General features: G+C 45.1%; 17 protein-coding genes and 1 riboswitch. Of the genes, 5 read left to right on the forward strand and 12 right to left on the reverse strand.

Annotated elements, in window-relative coordinates; genetic code table 11:
* Nucleotides 1-54: 54 nt before the first annotated feature.
* The 4 genes from ACVA58_RS19390 to ACVA58_RS19405 all read right to left on the reverse strand — a co-directional run bounded on the left by ACVA58_RS19390 (nucleotide 55) and on the right by ACVA58_RS19405 (nucleotide 3,193).
* Nucleotides 55-1,065 carry an adenosine deaminase gene (locus ACVA58_RS19390; RefSeq protein WP_446512011.1) on the reverse strand — a complete coding sequence of 337 codons (1,011 nt, stop codon included), beginning with the start codon at nucleotides 1,063-1,065 and terminating at the stop codon, nucleotides 55-57.
* A gap of 61 nt (nucleotides 1,066-1,126) precedes the next feature.
* Nucleotides 1,127-1,226: riboswitch (purine riboswitch) on the reverse strand.
* 78 nt (nucleotides 1,227-1,304) lie between these two features.
* The gene (locus tag ACVA58_RS19395) at nucleotides 1,305-1,706 is read right to left on the reverse strand and encodes a cupin domain-containing protein (protein WP_446512012.1); all 402 of its coding nucleotides are present in this window, start codon (nucleotides 1,704-1,706) and stop codon (nucleotides 1,305-1,307) included.
* Nucleotides 1,707-1,897: 191 nt separating this feature from the next.
* Complete coding sequence (locus ACVA58_RS19400; protein WP_446512013.1) at nucleotides 1,898-2,134, reverse strand: thioredoxin family protein; 237 nt, start codon at nucleotides 2,132-2,134, stop codon at nucleotides 1,898-1,900.
* 39 nt (nucleotides 2,135-2,173) lie between these two features.
* Nucleotides 2,174-3,193, reverse strand: coding sequence for a permease (locus ACVA58_RS19405; RefSeq protein WP_446512014.1), 1,020 nt, complete (start codon nucleotides 3,191-3,193; stop codon nucleotides 2,174-2,176).
* Nucleotides 3,194-3,302: 109 nt separating this feature from the next.
* Between ACVA58_RS19405 and ACVA58_RS19410 the strand changes: the two genes are divergently transcribed.
* The 4 genes from ACVA58_RS19410 to ACVA58_RS19425 all read left to right on the forward strand — a co-directional run bounded on the left by ACVA58_RS19410 (nucleotide 3,303) and on the right by ACVA58_RS19425 (nucleotide 6,475).
* Nucleotides 3,303-3,893, forward strand: coding sequence for an AAA family ATPase (locus tag ACVA58_RS19410; protein WP_446512015.1), 591 nt, complete (start codon nucleotides 3,303-3,305; stop codon nucleotides 3,891-3,893).
* Between the two features lie 79 nt (nucleotides 3,894-3,972).
* Nucleotides 3,973-5,265, forward strand: a complete 1,293-nt coding sequence (locus tag ACVA58_RS19415; RefSeq protein ID WP_446512016.1) for a DEAD/DEAH box helicase — start codon at nucleotides 3,973-3,975, stop codon at nucleotides 5,263-5,265.
* Nucleotides 5,266-5,388: 123 nt separating this feature from the next.
* The gene (locus ACVA58_RS19420; protein WP_446512017.1) at nucleotides 5,389-5,580 is read left to right on the forward strand and encodes a YwbE family protein; all 192 of its coding nucleotides are present in this window, start codon (nucleotides 5,389-5,391) and stop codon (nucleotides 5,578-5,580) included.
* 145 nt (nucleotides 5,581-5,725) lie between these two features.
* Nucleotides 5,726-6,475 carry an RluA family pseudouridine synthase gene (locus ACVA58_RS19425; RefSeq protein ID WP_446512018.1) on the forward strand — a complete coding sequence of 250 codons (750 nt, stop codon included), beginning with the start codon at nucleotides 5,726-5,728 and terminating at the stop codon, nucleotides 6,473-6,475.
* Between the two features lie 27 nt (nucleotides 6,476-6,502).
* Here ACVA58_RS19425 and ACVA58_RS19430 read toward each other — a convergent pair whose 3' ends face one another.
* Nucleotides 6,503-6,997 (reverse strand): YcxB family protein, encoded by a 495-nt coding sequence (locus ACVA58_RS19430; RefSeq protein WP_446512019.1) that lies wholly within the window; start codon nucleotides 6,995-6,997, stop codon nucleotides 6,503-6,505.
* A gap of 484 nt (nucleotides 6,998-7,481) precedes the next feature.
* A complete protein-coding gene (locus ACVA58_RS19435; protein ID WP_446512020.1) occupies nucleotides 7,482-8,063 on the reverse strand; it encodes a hypothetical protein in 582 nt (193 codons plus the stop codon).
* 506 nt (nucleotides 8,064-8,569) lie between these two features.
* Between ACVA58_RS19435 and ACVA58_RS19440 the strand changes: the two genes are divergently transcribed.
* The gene (locus ACVA58_RS19440; RefSeq protein ID WP_446512021.1) at nucleotides 8,570-9,442 is read left to right on the forward strand and encodes an alpha/beta fold hydrolase; all 873 of its coding nucleotides are present in this window, start codon (nucleotides 8,570-8,572) and stop codon (nucleotides 9,440-9,442) included.
* Nucleotides 9,443-9,666: 224 nt separating this feature from the next.
* Here the strand turns inward: ACVA58_RS19440 and ACVA58_RS19445 are convergent, their stop codons facing one another.
* The 6 genes from ACVA58_RS19445 to ACVA58_RS19470 form a co-directional block, all read right to left on the reverse strand.
* Nucleotides 9,667-10,977 (reverse strand): DUF1501 domain-containing protein, encoded by a 1,311-nt coding sequence (locus ACVA58_RS19445; protein ID WP_446512022.1) that lies wholly within the window; start codon nucleotides 10,975-10,977, stop codon nucleotides 9,667-9,669.
* Nucleotides 10,974-12,710, reverse strand: a complete 1,737-nt coding sequence (locus ACVA58_RS19450; protein ID WP_446512023.1) for a DUF1800 domain-containing protein — start codon at nucleotides 12,708-12,710, stop codon at nucleotides 10,974-10,976. The genes ACVA58_RS19445 and ACVA58_RS19450 overlap by 4 nt, the downstream gene beginning before the upstream one ends.
* A gap of 422 nt (nucleotides 12,711-13,132) precedes the next feature.
* Nucleotides 13,133-13,690, reverse strand: a complete 558-nt coding sequence (locus ACVA58_RS19455; protein WP_446512024.1) for a sigma-70 family RNA polymerase sigma factor — start codon at nucleotides 13,688-13,690, stop codon at nucleotides 13,133-13,135.
* A gap of 67 nt (nucleotides 13,691-13,757) precedes the next feature.
* Nucleotides 13,758-14,507, reverse strand: coding sequence for an MBL fold metallo-hydrolase (locus ACVA58_RS19460; protein WP_446512025.1), 750 nt, complete (start codon nucleotides 14,505-14,507; stop codon nucleotides 13,758-13,760).
* Between the two features lie 217 nt (nucleotides 14,508-14,724).
* Nucleotides 14,725-16,179, reverse strand: coding sequence for an efflux transporter outer membrane subunit (locus ACVA58_RS19465; RefSeq protein WP_446512026.1), 1,455 nt, complete (start codon nucleotides 16,177-16,179; stop codon nucleotides 14,725-14,727).
* Nucleotides 16,166-19,258, reverse strand: a complete 3,093-nt coding sequence (locus tag ACVA58_RS19470) for an efflux RND transporter permease subunit (RefSeq protein ID WP_446512027.1) — start codon at nucleotides 19,256-19,258, stop codon at nucleotides 16,166-16,168. The genes ACVA58_RS19465 and ACVA58_RS19470 overlap by 14 nt, the downstream gene beginning before the upstream one ends.

The raw sequence follows: 19,258 nt of genomic DNA on the forward strand, positions 1-19,258 counted from the left end.
CCATTGCCGGGCTGTTTGCTAGGTATGGTCAGACTCTAGACTCTTCAGCCTTAATTAACTGTGGAAACGAGAGACATGATCTTGTACTTTTTGTGACAGTGTCACTTTGTGGGTGTGTTTGATGAAGCTGGCTTCGATAGCATTGAGGGTAAACTTCGCCAATTGCTGGTACGTCAGCGGGTGTGCCTCTGCAACCGCGACAAAATTATCTGTCATATAACCGCTAAAATAAGCGGGATCATCAGAGTTGATGGTGACACATAGTCCTGTTTCCAGAAGATCGACAATATTGTGTTGTCCCATGTGTTCAAAGACTTTTAACTTGGTATTAGATAGTGGGCAGACGGTCAGTGGCATTCTGCTTTCGGCCAGTTGTTTGACTAACTCTGTATCTTCTACACAGCGAACCCCATGATCGATGCGACTCACTCCAAGCAGGTATATGGCATCGAGTATATTTTGTGCTGGACCTTCCTCACCTGCATGGGCAACAGTGAGGAAGCCAGCACTTCTTGCAGCCTGAAATACCCGCGTAAATTTTTCGGGTGGGTGGCCAAGTTCAGATGAGTCTAACCCTACTGCGATGATCTGGTCTTTATAGGCCATTGCTTGATCTAAGGTTTCAAAAGCGGCATCTTCATCCAAGTGGCGGAGGAAGCACATTATCAGTTGGCTGGAAATATTAAGCTGGGTGTGGGCTTGAGCGAGTGCCCGTGTAATACCATCAATAACTGTTTTGAAGGCAATACCACGCTCGGTATGAGTTTGAGGATCAAAAAATATTTCCGTGTGGATCACATTGTCTTCTTTACAGCGTAATAGGTAAGCCCAAGTTAAGTCGAAAAAGTCCTGTTCGGTGATAAGAACATTGGCACCTTGATAATAGATATCTAAAAAGGATTGCAGATTATGGAATTGATAGGCATCCCGAACCGCTTGGGGAGAAGAAAATGGAATGGCAATATTGTTGCGCTGTGCTAACTCGAACATCAATTCGGGCTCAAGGGTGCCCTCAATGTGCAAGTGCAGTTCTACTTTTGGTAGTCCTTGAATAAAGTTTTTCATATCAAGCCCTTATTATAATTATATACAAGCCTTGCAGCTGTAGGCGTATTGATTGTGTGTCTTAAGGTGCTTAACTCTTCGTAATCAGAACATTACGGATTCTGGTAGAGACCCCCATTCCATATTAATGGGGTTATACGAAGCCGTTTGCTTATGACTTTCAGTGTAGTAGCGAAAATCAGTGGAGTGCAAGCAAACGTTTTGGCGATCATTGTACAGCAACATCTGTAGCGCAACGGTTAATCATCCAATACGGTGACCTTACTGCCTTTCTCTGCGATATAGAAAATAATGACTGTTGCGGGTTTACTGCCTGTGTTCTCCCCGTAGTGGGAAGTATTCATCACCTCGACGAGGGGATCACCTGCGTTGATGGTGATTTTTTTATCTTGTGTATGCACGGTGAGTTGGCCGGAAAGCAAAATCCCGGTATTGATAACAGGGTGCTGGTGCCAAGGTAATTTTTCTCCCGGCTCTACAGTAACCTCTTTAATGGTTATTTCCGGCTGTCTGAATTGAACCGCAGGCAGAGGCTCTCCGTCCCAACTGGTGGTCGTTTTTACCAAATCTTTAGACGTTGCGGCTGAGAGTGACAGGGTTGTAAATAAAAGGGTGAGAGGTAATAACATCCTTAGTTTCATGGCAGTGTCCATTTTGTCATTGGTAGCCATAAGGGTAGAACAGGGTTTAAATTTTTTGTGTAAAAGCAGAATTACAATGTGAATTATTCAATGAATAAGAGAGATTGGTTATCAGAAGGGAGAGACTGGCTGTGCTGAGTCTCTCCCTGAATCATCAATAGTTTTGTCTTGATTGCATCACTTGGCGAGACTTAGCTCACTAACCAAGCTTCGATGTTGCCTCGCTTCGGCACACTGCCTTTATGTACAACAACGTCATCGATGACAACTGCTGGGGTCGACATTACACCGTAGGCCATTATTTGCGCCAAATCTTCCACTTTCTCTAGTTCAAAACTGACTTCCAGACTGTTAAACACATCTTGAATGAGTTCAGCGGTTACTTTGCAATTCTTGCAACCAGAGCCAAGTACTTTTACGTTTTTCATTGTTTGATCCTTCTTCATTTATTGGGTAGATAATCGGTTTTACAGTATTGGGAACGTGGCATTGAATACCCAGCCAATAAGGGTAAATGCTACCAATAGAACGGCAAAAAGCGTGGCAAGTAAACGCCATTGCATGACTTGTTTGAGTAAGATGAATTCTGGAAAACTGGCTGCAACTGTACTCATGCAAAAAGCCAGAGTAGTACCAATGGGTAGCCCATTGGTGATAAGGCTCTCCATGACGGGGATAACCCCAGTTGCATTAGAATAAAGCGGGATGCCGAGCAAAACTGCTGCAGGTACTGACCACCATTGACCAGCCCCTAAATAAGACTCTATCCAACTTTCAGGTACAAAGCCGTGAAGGGCGGCACCCAGTCCCACACCGATAATGACCCACTTCCACACCCGGCCAAAAATGGTGGTAACCTCTTCTTTGGCGAAATCATGTCGTTCTGTCAAAGTCAGGGATGCCTTACTGGGTTGGAAGCAGGGAGTATCCTCTTGTTTGTTTTGCGCCTTTTTTTGTAGTTTTTTACCTTGATTCAAGGCGTTTGCCGCAAAAGGTTGAAGCCAGCGTTCAGCCTTGATGGCATCCAAGAATATACCGCCCAGAATTCCGACAGACATACCCAGCACGATATATACTAGGGTGAACTTCCAGCCGAGTAGACTCATCAGTAACAGAACTGCGACCTCGTTGATCAGCGGGGAAGTAATGAGAAACGCCATAGTTATCCCCAAAGGGATCCCGGCTGAAGTGAACCCAAGGAATACCGGAATGCTAGAGCATGAGCAAAATGGGGTGATTGCACCAAACAGCGAACCAAGCGAATAGCCCAGCGCACGGTGTTTTCCGGCTAAATAGTCTCTTACCCGTTCAACATTGAGCGAGGCACGAACCAAAGCAATGCAATAAATCATGACAAGTAATAAGGCGAATATTTTTAGGGTGTCATCGATGAAGAAATGCAGGGCTCCTGCTAGTTGAGTATTGGGAGATAACCCCAGTACAGAATAAACCGCCCAAGAGGCGATATCGGTGAAGACTTGGAACATACTTCGTCCTTATTAAATTGAATCACTACTGATAAAGACGAAGCCGGAATGAAAAGGATTCATATTTTTTTGACTAAGCTTTTAGATAAATATCAGTCAGCCAGAGCCTATGATGAAAAAGCAGCTGAAAGTGGTCGTTACTGGTGGTCCGGGAGGTGGGAAAACTACCGCCTTGGATCTCTTTCGACGGGAGCTAGGCAACCAAATTGCTGTTGTTCCAGAGGCGGCAACCGTTCTATTTTCTGGCGGGATAACGCGCTCAGAAGATGAGCAAGTACTTAAGATGATTCAGAAAACAATTTTCCAATTACAGAAAAACTTGGAAGATATCAATAAAGCACATTTTCCAGAAAGGTTGCTAGTATGCGATCGGGGATCACTTGATGGCTTAGCTTATTGGCCGGGAACGGAAAGTGATTTTTTCAAGGAGGTTAACTCGACCTTCGACGAGGAAATAGCCCGTTATGATGCTGTTATCTTTTTCGAATCAGCTGGCGCCTCGGGGCATGATATCAGTAGCAATAATCCAGTGAGAAGTGAGTCTTCTGAACAAGCCGCTCAGCTCGATATTACCTTACAAAAGATATGGTCACGGCACCCTAATTTCTACTTCGTCGGTAGTTCAGAGTCATTTGTTCGAAAAATCATGTTTGGAATAATGACTATAGAGAACGTTATTAATCGATATCAGCGGGAATAGGTTTATCATTCTGCTACTTCGCAGGGCTCAAATACGCTAAGATGCACGCCAATATTTTTGCTAGAGCCTTTATTACCCAATGACTACTGCCCAAACGCCAGCCAGCTTTCCGGAACTTGCCCTCATTCAACCTTTGTTAGCTCGACTAACAGAGCTGGAATATCACCAGCCTACACCTATTCAAGCGCAAGTTATTCCAAGTGTTTTAGCGGGGCGTGACTTGATTGCAGGCGCAAATACGGGGTCGGGCAAAACGGCGGCGTTTGCACTGCCAATGTTGCAGGATCTCTTTACGCAAAAAAACAAAGAGAACCCGAAGGGTAGCCAAGGTAACTATGTAACTGGACTTATCTTAGTACCAACGCGTGAACTGGCTAAACAAGTTGCTGACAGTGTTAAGTCATACGCTGTGCACTTTAACGGTGCTATTAAAACAGTGGCTGTTTTTGGTGGTGTATCTGCGAATACTCAAATGTTGGCGCTACGTGGTGGCACCGATATTTTGGTTGCCACGCCAGGTCGATTACTCGATTTAATGTCAAGTAATGCGATTAAGCTCGATAAGGTCAAGACCTTAGTGCTTGATGAAGCTGATCGAATGCTAAGCCTTGGCTTTACTGAAGAGCTATCTGAATTGCTGGGTCAATTACCAAAACAAAAGCAGACGCTATTGTTCTCAGCGACATTTCCTGAGCAAGTACAGACGTTAACACAGGAGCTGCTTAATGACCCTGTTGAAATTCAATTACAAAGTGATGATGCCAGCACCGTTGTGCAGCGTGCTTTTAACGTAAATAAGGGTGAAAAAACAGCGGTACTAGCGCATTTGATCAAGCAGCATCAATGGCGACAAGCGCTTGTTTTCGTCAATGCCAAGAACAGTTGTGAGCACCTAGCCGATAAACTGTATAAGCGTGGTATTGAAGCCGAAGTGTTTCACGGTGATAAAGGGCAGGGCTACCGTACCCGTATATTGGAAGCATTTAAGTCCGGTGAGATTGATGTGTTGATTGCAACGGATATCGCGGCCCGAGGTTTAGATATCGAAAAATTGCCGGTAGTGATTAACTTTGATCTACCAAGAAGCCCATCAGACTACATGCACCGTATTGGCCGAAGTGGCCGTGCTGGTGAAGTTGGTCTCGCTCTGTCATTGATTGATTATGAAGACTTTCATCATTTCAAAGTTATTGAGAAGAAAAACAAGATCCGCCTTGATCGTGAACAGGTGGAAGGGTTTGAACTCGATGAAACCATTACCCAAGAGATGTTAGAGGCCAATAAGCCGATGGCAAAACCGGAAGGTACAGGTAAGAAAAAACGTAAGAAAAAAGGTCTTGGCAACGCTGATGTTTGGTTGAGAAATTCATAACCAAACAAGCAACCGATGGTATACCCAAGCACCTAAAAGTGGTTTGGGTATTGTCATTGGCAGACAACACTTATCGATGATAAGCGTTTAATCAGAAATTTTCTGAACACTAAGGAAGAGAGAATGAGTGGAACCAATCGAGCTGATATTCACCCTGGGTTAGCAGTCAAAATTGTTCTTAAAAAAGATCAGCGTAGCGGAACATTAACCTCTGGTATTGTAAAAGACCTTTTAACTAAATCGCCAAATCACCCTCACGGAATTAAAGTGCGTTTAGAAAGTGGCGATGTCGGTCGCGTAAAAGAGATCTGTTAGTGATCTCCCATCAATAGCGTTTACTTTTTAAACCGTGTATACAGGGCTTTCGTGGCAAATCATCTTGAAACAACGTGGGATGCCATTATTAATTAAATCATTTTTGGAAATAACCTTCTCACTTTTATTTAACCAGGACCCTTAAATGTCTAAATCGGACTCTTTTCTTACTAGTGAAATAATTGATAATTTTGTGGCACCTGAGTGTCAGGCTAGGGTAGAGATCCTTTATCAAGATGATGATATTTTATTGATTAACAAACCGAGTGGTTTGTTAAGTTTATCGGGTAAAAACCTGCTTAATTGGGATTCAGTTCATCATCGTTTAGTTCACGGCCAAAGCGCTACCCTGACTACAAGAGCGACACCTGCTTTTTTAGATGCTAAATTGCCACATCGGCTAGATTTAGGGACTTCTGGCGTTATGGTTGTGGGGCTTAACAGTGCTGCATCTAAGAGTCTGAATAAACAGTTTCAAACACGGGCAGTGCAAAAGCGTTACCTCGCTATTTTAGCTGGGTGGGTTGAAGCTGACAGTGGCCAAATATCTGCCCCTATTGCTAAAGATAAGGCTTTGTTTCCCCGAGTAAAGATTTGCCACTCTACGGGCAAAAGTGCTATTAGTGACTATGAGGTAATTAGTCGCTTGGATAACCCCCCTAGAACTTTAGTGCAATACAGGCCAATTACAGGTCGCACCCATCAATTGAGGATCCATAGCCTTGAATTTGGCCATCCTATTTTGGGTTGTGATCTTTATAACAGCTCAGAACTCAACAACAGTCTTGAAGCGAATGACATCCCACTGCGTTTAATGCTACATGCCAGCGATATTTACTTTACTCACCCAACCACAGGCGAGCCTATCCATGGTCATAGCCCTAATCCATTTTAAGTAATAAGTGTGTTGCGTGCATTGTCGTTAGTTCATTTTTGACACAGCGTGCTGCTCTACCATGAATGCGATCACTTCATCATTTAAGCAAGATTTACTAATATATTGGCGCTGTTTACCCATATGAAGGATAAAACCTAAATCGCTTTGTTGAAGTTGGTCGATTTCACTCCAGGCGATGTTACGGGTATTTTTACCGCTTTTATAACTCACACCGTTAAAGTCAACATGAAATACCACTTTGCTGCCAGAGCTCATGCTGAGTGTTTGTCGCCATAACCACCAGGTTCTCTTAAAATAAACACTAAGCGCCTCAATGATACTCAAAACAACAAAGAACCAACCAACGTAACCGCTGGGTAGTAGCTCAAATATTACTAAAATCCCCCCAAAAAGAAGAAAAAGTATTCCTTTTAAATAGGCTTTTGGAAATTCAGCAGGACGGCTAGTTTGATCATAACACTCTGCAAAAAAGGTCTTGTCGAGGGTGTATTCTGTGGTGAAATCAAAATCTTTAGACATATGTGGCTACTTTGAGGTTTTCTGTGAATGAGTATTGTATAGCTTCTCGGTGCTTTTCTTTAGCTGTTTTGACCCTCTTTTGTAAATCAATAATACCGACAGGGTCTACTCTCACCATAGCCAGTTTGCTATCCAAATTGGTATTCAATGATGCATTACCAACAAAAAATCTAGCGTTCGGTAAAGCTGAGTATACGTACGCATCTTAATTTGAATTGATTCGCTACTTTGCTAATACGTGGATTCCGATACCGTATACGACAGAATCGCTTGGTGATCACATGCTAGCGGTGATCGTGCTGGCACGCCTGTGGACAAAACTGAGTTAGCTATATTACTAAATTAGAATATTATTGATTAAGTTTGGTATGGAAAGGTAACGCCGCCATAAGTTGCCCGCCCCAAAACTAGAAAGACCACCGTAAACTCACAAGCCAATTCATACCAAAGCTGTGCCGTATTAAGGGTGGACTTGATGGTCTTGTTAGGGGCGATCCAAAGCCATCACTGTCACCATTAAAAAAACCGCTGGAACAGTCACAACAGCATCGTAAGCTATAGTTACAGGTGTAACTACGACTTTACCGGCCGTTTCGAGTGGCTCTGCTGGTTGAGCAACCCATATGACATAATTCTTTTCTAGCATTTCCAGAGGAAGCGCTCCATCAATGGTATATCTCTTACCCTGTATTTGTTCAGTTAGTTTCAACCGGTTGATCACGTCATCATTAGTGAAGCCAAGATTCATCATTTTATGGGTAAATTCGCTGGAAGGGTCAACCCCAGTAAATACCAACGAAACCTGACCACTGACTACATTCTCTTTCGATAAAGAAAAGTCCTCGAACACTGGGTAAAAAGTCTCTTCCCTTGTAAGGAGAAGAGCCTCACCTAACTTACTCTCCGATGGAAATATATATGCAGAATTGATTGTAGTTACTACTAAATCGCCATTTTGCTGATTTATGTAAAAACCGTTTACTGTTTCCTCTTTAAAATCGGGAGCCCACAGTGCTGTAGTACAACCACTGATAAAGAAAACTATTAGAAAAATTGCTCGATGCATGAATCACTACCCCCTAACAGCTTTATATATTGAAATTTCTGTTTATCACATCAATTTTTACTCAAAGCACTGCTGCATAGTTGGCTGAATATACAGGGCTTCTCATGTAAGTACTGTGTGATATGTTGAAAAATTCAACATATCATAATCCCCTATATCAAAAGGAGGTGTGAAGCCAAAATCTGGTATGTGACAGGATTATCGATTTGACTGAATCATTAACTTAGCTAAGGGTAAATCAAGGCAGGAGTGCTCTTATTGAAAACCTGCTAGCAAACTTTGGGGCATATCTGAGCCAGCTTATAACAGCGGGTGGATTATAACAGCGGATGGATTGAACCAATTTTTCTCACCTTAACTACCGTTCATTTGCCTAATTGGCGTTACTCTATGTCTTACTAAATCAATCTTGACCTGTCTATAACTTCATAGTTCATAGTTCATAGTAACTATATTGAGAAGAGGGCGCTACGTGTGTGCTCTTAGAAGGTAAACAGAGAGAAACTATGAAACGTTTAATTTTGACGATGACATTCTTGGTATTCATGTCATTCAACAGCGTGATGGCTTTAGCCAGCAATAGCGCCGTTAAGTATGGTGTCGCAACCTCTAATGATGCGGAGAAAATCGCTTATAGCGTAACTGAGGGCAAGGGAACTGCCCTTATCTTCATTCACGGTTGGAGTTTAGATAGCAGGCTATGGCAAAACCAAATTGGTTATTTTTCAGAAGAATACAAAGTGATCTCGATGGACTTAGCGGGACATGGACACTCATCATTCAACCGAAAAGAGTTCACCATGCTCTCTTTTGCTCATGACATTAAAGCTGTGATTGAGAAAGAAAACCTAGACTCTGTTATCTTAGTGGGGCACTCAATGGGGGGCGGAGTTATCGCCGAAGCGGCGAAGCTAATGCCTAACAAAGTGATTGGCATTATTGGTGTCGATACTTCACAGAATGTGGCTATAGAGTTATCACAAGACGACCTTGATCTAATGACCAAACCCTTTGAAGATGACTTTCAACAAGGGATGACAGTATTCGTAAAGGACTCGCTACCACTAGAGGTCGACGAAAAATTGCTTTATTGGGTAACGGAAGATATGGCATCTGCACCACCCGCTATCGCTATCAACCAATTTCGTCATTACTTAGGCCAGTATGTCAGCGGTGAAGCCCGTCGCGTTTATGAGAGTGTTAATGTGCCGGTAGTGCTGGTGAATGCTCGATTATGGCCAACGAACTCGGAAGAGAATAAGAAACACATTAAAGACTACAGTATTTATTATATTGAAGACTCAGGACACTTCCCAATGTTAGAAAAACCTAATGAGTTCAACAAAACCCTGATGGAAGCAATTAAGTCTGTAGAGTAGCCGCCTTGGTGTAATTAACCAATCATTGTGTATGGTGTAATAGTGGTGACTTTGCAAAGTGAGAGCAGCTAAAAGAAAGAATGGGCAGTTGAACAATTATTGCAATTGCTCAACTGCCGAGAATTGTCGGTATTCCGCACTAACAGAAAACAAGCTATTAAGCACCCGTAGGTAAATCTACGAGTGCTTTTGTACTGGTGGTTCTGATGAACATTCAAGCTCAATTATTTCAAGAACCCTAAATCTTGTACCGGGAAATTAGCTAAGTTTGGAAAGATATGAGCCATTGCACTATCACTCCTCACTCCCATCCATTTCGCGATTGTCGCACCAATTTGTTCAACGGAAGTCGTCGGAATCATTCGTCCTTTATTGAAATCATTTTCTCCATCAAGGATTAACGATGGCCACTGTCCGTATAACTGTCCACTATTTAATGCGCCGCCCATCACAAGATGATTACTCGCCCAGCCATGGTCTGTTCCGGTGCCATTGCTCGCTAAGCGTCGACCAAAATCAGACATCGTTATTGTTGTGACTTTATCGCCCAGTCCTGATGCTTCCATTGACTGATTGAACGCGGCAAGCGACTGACTCAAAGCGCTCATCAATTCCGCATGGTCATCCAATTGATTGGCGTGTGTATCAAAGCCACCTAAGCCGACAAAATAGACTTGCTTCTGATGCCCAAGTTGATCACTCGACTTGATCAATCGCGCGACCGTATGTAGCTGATGACTTAACGAAATATCAGGAAAATGCTCTTCTATCGGCACAGAATCAATCGCCGCTGCTAGCGTATCTCGTATTGAAATCGAATCATCCTTCACCCGATCAAACTCTCGCCCAAACGCCGTCAGTGGGGATAGATTCATCACCTGATCAAAGCTCTTACGACGCTGTTCGTTATTGATGGCATTCACTTGAGGAAGTGATGATGCATTGATAAGGTTAGCACTATGATCGCTGCCATTCAGTAGCTGAGCATAGCCATTAAGGCTAAACGTTGGGCTAATTGCGTCAGTATCGCTACTGAGCACATCCATCAACCGCCCCGCCCAGCCTAACGTTGTGGTGCTGCCAGACCAACCACGTTGCCATTCAGCTTGTTGTGAATTGTGAGAAAATAAAAAGGGTGGCATCGCGTGAGTTCCATCCTCTAAACCCGCTTTCGTTGAAGGTTCTATCAATATACCGCTGTTCGCAATGGCGACCATTTTTCCACTGTCGAAAAGATTTTGAACGTCAGCCATTGATGGGTGTAAACCCAATGTCAGATTGGACCCCGTATTTAACGACAAAGGCAATAATGAAGCTTGTGGGATGGCAATATCTGGACGAGCATTAGCGTACTCATCATAGTGTGCATTATCCTTAGGCACCAACATGTTAAAGCCATCATTCCCGCCAAACAAAAACACACAGACAAGAGCTTTATAATCATTATTTGGCAGCGCATGTGCAGAGCCGGTACCCATCATCGAGACAAGCGGTGCCGAGGTCATAGCCGCTAACAGTTGACGACGTGAAATCATTGGGCTAACTCCTCAATATGAAACTCTTGACTTGTCACGACAATATAGAGTGCATTGCGGACCTTTAAACTTTGCTGTGTATCGCGAAGATCTTCTAATCCTTCTAATACGATGGCTCTAAGCGGCTCACTCATTCTTTGAGAAAGCAATCGCTTCTCGATCTCATCGATCAATGCCGAGTGATCATTGGCGATCGCTTCTAAAGGCGCTGTATTAATAACAATGCGATTAGGGTTATCTTCTCCCTCGTAATCTGTTCGGCCAGTTGCTGCCCAAAGCTGATTATTGGTGAGGATAAAGTTGTTCCAGCTCAGAATCTCAAACTCTGGCGCAACGTCATTCGCGGCAGCGATCTCGCCATTTGGGGTGTAATCTGGAGAGAAGAAATTGAACACACTTGGCGAGCCAAGCGGAGACTGTCCGTATGACCCAAACGTGCCAATAGAGTTATGGAAGCGCCCCGAAGGATCGGCTGATTTTGCCTCAAAGGCGCGGAAGAAATTGGTCATTGCTATCAACGGTTCTTTCATCTTAACTGGTAATCGATCACCGCCGCTAAGTGCTTCGCTATCAGTTAGAACCCCGCGGATTACCGCTTCAAGCTCACCTCTTACTCCCGCACCATTATCGGCAAATAGTGCACTAACTCGGGCAACATAAGCTGGAGAAGGATTCGACGTCACCAATCTTTGGATAAGGTGCTTACTAATCAACGGAGCAGTGTTCGGGTGATTAAGCAACATATCCATCGCCTGTGCCATATCTTGTTCGGCGGTTTGCCCTTGTGTAAATATTTCTCCCATCACCACCTTTTCTTCATCGTCATGATGCTCAGAATAAGCGACCATTGGCAAGAACCAATTCCCATCCTTAGACCCCCACCATGGTTGGTTTTTCTCAGCGACGTTCCAACCGGTAAACACGCGTGCAAGATTTTCAATATCATCTTGCGAGTAAGTTGGAATCAGCTGTCCTTGGCTATCCAGTTTCTCCGTGCCATCAGGATTTAATTCATAGAGCCCGATGCTAAATAATTGCATCACTTCACGGGCATAGTTTTCGTCAGGGTAGCGATTGCTCTCTGGGTCAGCCTTTTGATTAGCCATCATTGACAAGTAATCACCCATTGCGGCATGAAGCGTCACTGATTCAATCAGATCACGATAATTGCCAAAAGCATGTGTGATGAGCATGTCGTAGTAGTCGGTCATCTCTAATGTACGGCCACCCAAGCTAGCGCCATACCGTGAAATCACGAATATTTCACTCAATGCAAACGCGACACGCTGCCGAAGCTGATCCGGCGCATTCAGGCTGAGATCCCACCAAACTGCCGCGCGATCCGCTTGGTTGTAACTATCCGTCTCCCCTTCAAGTGGATACTCTTTCAGACGTGTTGAATGCAAACTTGGAGCCATAGAAAACTGCTTATCTAGCCAAGTCACATAGCCTAAGTTTGCTAATTCTTGATAGGAGCCCGGTTGAGGACCAAATGTCGACCGATAGAGAAGGTCATATCGCTGATCTTGTGTCAGGGGGAGCGGCTCAGGGGGGACAGGAGGCTGGACACCACCATTTCCCGAATCACTATCACCTCCTCCGCCACATGCTGAGAGCAGTGAAAGACTAAGGAAGCATATACTCAATTTGAAGCCACAGCACTTTAACATGGAAAACAACTCAGAAACCTTATTCTGCTGACGATTTTCGCGCACACTAACGAAGATAATCATTTACAGCAATCTGACCCAGGATAAACTGTGCGACGGGTTCACATTTGCCAAAAAGTCATCAAAAGAATTTAAGCCCCATCGCTGAATACAGTATACGCATACCCCAATCGCCTCATTACAGATTATGAAGTACATCAAGGAGTTCATTAAACGAAGCTTTGTAGTACTTGGTTGTAGACAGATAATGCTTGTATTTCAGAAGCATCCAAACTTCAACAGTCGAAAATATCTTCCATTATAGCCTCTGAAGCTAATGCGTATAATCCGGCGAAAAACCATTTTTCATCCCCCCTAGAATGCAGTCTTTCTTGAACTCAATTTTAAAATCAATTGGTCATATTCCAGACAGCGAATTTAGACTACTTTGTGATCCATAAATTTGGGGTGTACATAAAGCCCTCAGTTGGTCTCGCGTGTTTTCGCTAATTATCTTCTCTTGGCGTAAAGCAACACACTTGCTGGTTGGTATCCAGCTTCACTTGGCAAGATGACATTAGCTGTTGTCTCAGTTTTCCTCGGGCACGCAATAGACGTGATTTTACGGCGGGCAGGGTCAACCTGTTTTGGTTAGCGTACTCTTGCTGTGGCATCTTTTGGATGTCACAAGCTTTCAATACGTGGCTATCTTGTTCTGGTAGTTCTGATAAGACACGGGTGAGGCATTGGGTGAGGGTGTCGATAACCGCCTCGGGATCGCTTTCTTGCTCGATATCTTGCTCTAACTGGACAGGATGTTTTTTTCGGCTGTGGTCAATGAGCAGATTGTTTGCAACGCGGTATAGCCAAGCGCGGGGGTTAGCGATGTCACAAAACTCATGGTCTTTGACCATTGCCCGAATGAAAACTTCTTGCAGCAGATCCTCTGCTAATGATTCATCATGCGACTTTGCCTTTAGCCAGTGCCCTAGAAGTTGCGCGTGCTCTGACCATGCCGACATCAGGCAAGGTCGAGCTGTTTGAGTATTTGCGTTTGTCGTCATCGTTTGTTCCGGCGGTACACGTTGTGCTTAACGAGAGTATCTTAATCTTATTGGTAATAACGGCAACTCATGTTGCAGAAAATGCACGTTTGAACTTGGTTTTTACCGAGCGCCAATGCGTGCTTGGTGTAGTGGGAGCCTTCTCAAGCAGGTGCTGAAAATCCTCAGCCGTTGGGGTGATTTTACCACCATGGGCCAGCAATAAGTGCTTGGGCGATAAGGAGATAATCTTATTAATTGAATGCCGATAGCGCTTTGGGTAAAAAACGGGGAAGGGGGGAATATAGCGTCCTTTCACTCGTACCATCAAATCTGCGACATAAACTTGACCGGAGTCTGGGTGGTAGAGCGACAAGTCACGATCAGTATGCCCTTGTGTTGATAAGGCTTGCCACTCTGGAAAGCCGGGTAAGCGTTCTTGATCATCCAATAGGAAATCGGGTTTTAGTTTGGCGTTATACCATAAATTCTGGCGTGGTTTTTTCATTCGCCTAGCTACCCAATTGGCTAGTAACAAATCAGTCCAGTGCATCAGTACACCATCAACACCTTGATACCATTGACCCTTTATATTGGCAGAAGCGACGCGGCATCCTGTCAGGTTGCGTAGTCGATGGGCAGCGCCTGCGTGATCGGGATGCATGTGGGTGACGACGACCAATTTGAGATCTTTTACTGGGCGGTTCAGGTTGTCGGAAATGAATTTGAGCAGGATAGGGATGTCAGCGCGGCAGCAACCATCGAGCAAGAGTAGGCCATAGCGGTATTCGACCAGATATATCGATTGGATGTAGCCATCTATTTGGTGCAGTTTCATCTTGATATCCCTATATGGATGAAAAGCGACATTATCTTTCAGTTGTTAAATCATTATTTAACAACTCATCAGACCAATCAAGCAGGAAATAGCTTAGTTAGCTAATAGGGTAGAAAGCCAGGAGGAGGTACTTGCGGGGAAAGGTTAATTCTGTACAGAGGAAAAGGCCCAGCAGGCCTGTTATGAGTGGTAGAGCGAGCAACCTGCTGGGCAAAACTTAAATGTTCCAATCACCTCCAAGAGCTTTATTCAAGCCCACGACCATGTTGGCGGTTTGGAGGCGGGCGGCGACTTCTCGGTCTCGCATCGCATGCTGCTGTCGTTGAGCATCAAGTATGGCGAGATAGTCAATTAAGCCTGCTTTGTAGAGCGAGATAGCTTTATTCACTGCGGTGTCAGTTTCCGATTTTGCCTCAGAAATAAGGCTATGGTATTGCTGGCTGTTGCCATAGCCATTGAGCATGGTTTCCACTTCACCAATGGCACTGTTTACGGCATGTTGATATGACAGCACGCTGGCTTCAAACCGTGACTCTTGCATCTTGATCATGGCATCGGTACGGCCACCGTCGAATATGTTCCAACTGACGCCGACGCTGGCTAGCCATGTTGCAGAGTCACTGTTAAATACGTCATCAAAGTCGTTCGCCAATAAACCCGGTGTACCGGTTAGGTAAAATTTCGGGTATTGGTTGGCGACAGCTGCCGCTAACTCTGCATTTTGTGCCGCCATTTCCCGCTCAGCGATACGTAAATCAGGCCTTCTTTGCAGAAGGTTTGAGGGTAAGCCAGTTGGAATAACACCGTTAAACGCTGGTAGTGGTGATGTTCTCTTCAGCCTGTTTTGCATCTGTCTTGGTGACTCACCTAGTAAAATAGCCAAACGCTGCCGGTGGGCATTTTCAGCCGTTTCCAGTTGCGGGATCACCGCTTTTGTCGCTGCGAGCATGGCTTTTGCCCTTGCGACATCAAGTTGGGAACCATACCCACTGCGATTGACCTTCTCTACCAACGCTAGTGTTTGCTGCTGATCGTTTACAAGATCAAGCGCAATTGCTTTGCGCTCTTGTGCGCCACGGTATTGGAGGTAGTTATGGATCACATCACTGGTGATCAAGGTTGTTAGTCCCTGCCGCATGATTTCTGCTTGCTCAGCACGGATAGATGCGGCTTTGGCTTGATTGTCGATTCGGCCAAATAAATCCAGTTCCCAAGCTATGGTCATTCCAGCATGAAAGGCACTTTGATCACTGTCGATAAGTGCAGTGCCCAATGGGTTATTGGCTGATACTGCAGCACCCAGCAAAGGGTCATTGTCACTGATGCCATACGAGGTGTAACCCGCACCTAGGTTGACGGTAGGTACCTTGAAAGACTCTACAATACGGTTGAAAGCTTGTGCCGATTTAATCCGCTCAGAAGCCACTTTCAGAGGAATACTTTGATTTTGGGCATCCTTAACCAACTGGTTTAGCATAGGGTCATCAAACTGAGACCACCAATGAGCATTAGTTAGTTGACCTTCTAGGCTATGCCCCGAATGAATCCCTTTAATCGATTGATTCAAGAAGGTTTCCGTTAGCGCATTACTCGGCTGCGTGTAGTCAGGTGCTGACGCACAGCCGGTTAATATCAGGGCGACGGCTAATGCAGATAGTTTAGGCATTTTCATTAGGCAGCTCCTTGGTCACCATAGCATCGTTGGCGTGTTGTTTTAGATCAGCTCGATAAAATAGGCGGTATAGCGCTGGCATCACAAACAGAGATAACACTGTTGCTGCAGCCAAGCCGCCGATGATAGTTGCTGCCATTTGGTCGAATAAGCGATCTGACAGGAGCGGGATCATACCTAGAGCTGTAGTAAGGGCACCCATGGAAATTGCCATGGTGCGGTTTAACGTAGCCTCCTCAATGGCTTCTTCCAAGCCTTTGCCATTTTTCCTTTCTAGTTCGATTTGATCCATTAAGACGATACCGTTTTTTATGATCATTCCCGATAGGGCTATCGCACCGATTAAGGCCATGAAGCCGAAGGGCTTATCAACCATTAACAAGAACCAGCTAGCACCAGTCGCAGCCAACGGCACCGTCGTCAGAATGATGATGGGCTGCTTAAAGCCGTTGAATAGTGCAACGAGGATGATCACCATAATAAGCAGGGCTTTCGGTAACTGGTTGAGGGTATCGGTAATTGCTCGGTCTTCATCGTAATACTCACCGCCCCACTCAAAATAATAACCATTAGGCAATTCTATTGACTCAATATCGGCGATAAGTTGCTTACGTACTTCTGATACTGTCATCCCGTCTACACCTGCCTGCACGGTGATCGCTGGAACACGGTTTCGACGCCAAATCATGCTCTCTTCATCTTTGAGTTCAAAGCTGTCGACCACTTGTCCTAGTGGTACAGAGTGCATGCCCATTAGTGAGCGCACCGGCAGTGTTTCTAACGAGTTGATGTCAGCATCGGCGCTGCGGATCTTGATAGGGATCAGTTCATCGCCTTGGTGAAGTTGTGCCAATGTAACACCGTCGGTCGCACGTTGGATTGCCAAGGCAACATCTGTACGGTTGATACCAGCACGACGTGCTTGCTCTTGGTTTAGTTGAGGCGCAATCACTTTGCTTTTTTGGCGCCAGTCATCACGAACATACTTGGTATTCGGGTGGGCCCGCATAATGGTTTGGGCTTGCTGTGAAAGCTGATGTAGCACATCAGGATCTGGGCCAATAAACCTTGCTTCAATACTGAATTTGTCTTTGGTCGCAAGTTTGAGCGCCCGGAAGCGAGGTTCGGCATGCGGAAACTGCTGAGCCAACCATTGATCGCCACGACGCTCTAGCGCTGAAATTCCCTCGTAATCATGGGTGTTGATCAGAATTTGACCATAGCTCGGATCATAAGGCTCGGGCTCGACGGTGACTGAGAATCGCGGTGCACTGGCGCCGATAAAGGTTGTGAAATCTTTGACCTCAGGTTGCTCTCGAAGCCAGTCTTCAATGCGTTCCATATCTGTCGATGTTTTCTCTATCTGTGCGCCGTTGGGTAACCAGTAGTCCAGAAATACCATCGGGCGGTCAGAGGTCGGCATGAAGTTCACTGCGATATGAGGAACAACAAAGGCGGTGATAGCAAGTAGGGGCACTAGTAGGCTGAGACCTTTAAGAGGATGACGTACCGTGTAGTGAACCGCTTTTCGGTATAGTGACGGCTTATTTGCCTGTTGTTGCTCTTCGCCTAGCTTGTTTTGTCCCTCTTTCGGTTTGATCCATGCCCAGCACATCAAAGGAGTGATGGTCATTGCAATAAGCCAAGACAGTAACAGCGACGCACACATTACCCAGAATACCGAACTTGCAAACTCAGCAGAGTCGGTCTGCGAAAACATAACGGGGCTTGCCCCCATCACCGCGATAAAGGTCGCAGCGAGTAATGGTACAGCAGTCTCCTCTATCGTTTCTTTTGCCGCTTTCAAGCGGTCCATTCCTTTATTGACCTTTGAAATGATCATGTCGGTCACGACAATCGCATTATCGACCAACATACCCAGAGCAAGGATAAAGGTTCCCAGAGAAACGCGCTGAAGATCAATCGCGTCGATCTTCATATAGATCAAGGTCAGCAGGATGGTAAGCATCAAACTGCTACCCACAATAAGGGCACTCTTGAGTCCCATGAATAGCCATAGGATCACAACGACTATCAATACACTTTCAATGAGGTTGGACACGAAGTTGTTGATAGACTTTTGTACTTCTTCCGGTTGGAAAGCAACAGTATTTATCTCTACACCGATAGGCAGGTTTTGCTGGTATTCATCGATGATCTGATTGAGCTGGTCACCAAGCGACACCACATTGATGCCTGAGTTCGGGCTGACTGCCAGTGTGACGGCGTCGATACCATTAAAGCGGCTTTCTGATAATGCCGGTGTTTGGTCGGCCATTGAAACGGTGGCTATATCGCCAAGGCGGATTAGTCCCGTTCCCAAGTTACCTACGCCGCCTTTGATCATTAAGTTTCTAATATCATTCAGACTGGTAAATTCACTGCCTTGGTCAATGCGAATACGCTCGATTCCAGCTTTGAATTTGCCGGCATCGTAAATCATGTTCTGGCTGGCAAGTTGGTTGATAACTTGTGCTGAAGACAGGCCATATTCGGCCAAGCGTTCATCAGGTAAGTCGATATTCACCACTTGGTTTCGTACACCGTGAAGCTCTATCTTCTTAATGCCATCAACAGCTTTCAGGCGACGTTGCAGCTCTTTAGCATATAGGCGTAGTTCGCTGGGCTCGACACCCTCACCAGTTACGGCAAATAGCATGCCGTAAACTTCAGAGAACTCATCCTGCACAATGCTGATCTGGGCTGTTGCCGGTAAATTGAGCTTAACGTCATTGACCTTACGGCGAAGTAAGTCCCACTGCTGGGGAAGATCTTTAGAGTTAGTTGCCTCTTGAAGGTCGACAAAAATCATCGAGCTTCCCGGTCGAGACAAAGAACGAAGCTTCCATAGGCTCTCCATTTCTTGAAGCTTGGTTTCGACTTTATCTGTGACTTGTTGTTCAACTTCCTGCGCGGATGCGCCGGGGTAGAGAGTGACAATAACGGCGCTTTTGACCGTGAATGTTGGATCTTCCAGCTTACCGAGCTTGAAATATGAGGTGATACCAGCAATAACACACAACACACTAAAGAAAACGATAAAGGTGCGTTGTCGAATTGCAAATTCTGCAAGGTTCAT

The sequence above is a fragment of the Photobacterium sp. DNB22_13_2 genome (assembly GCF_052873915.1).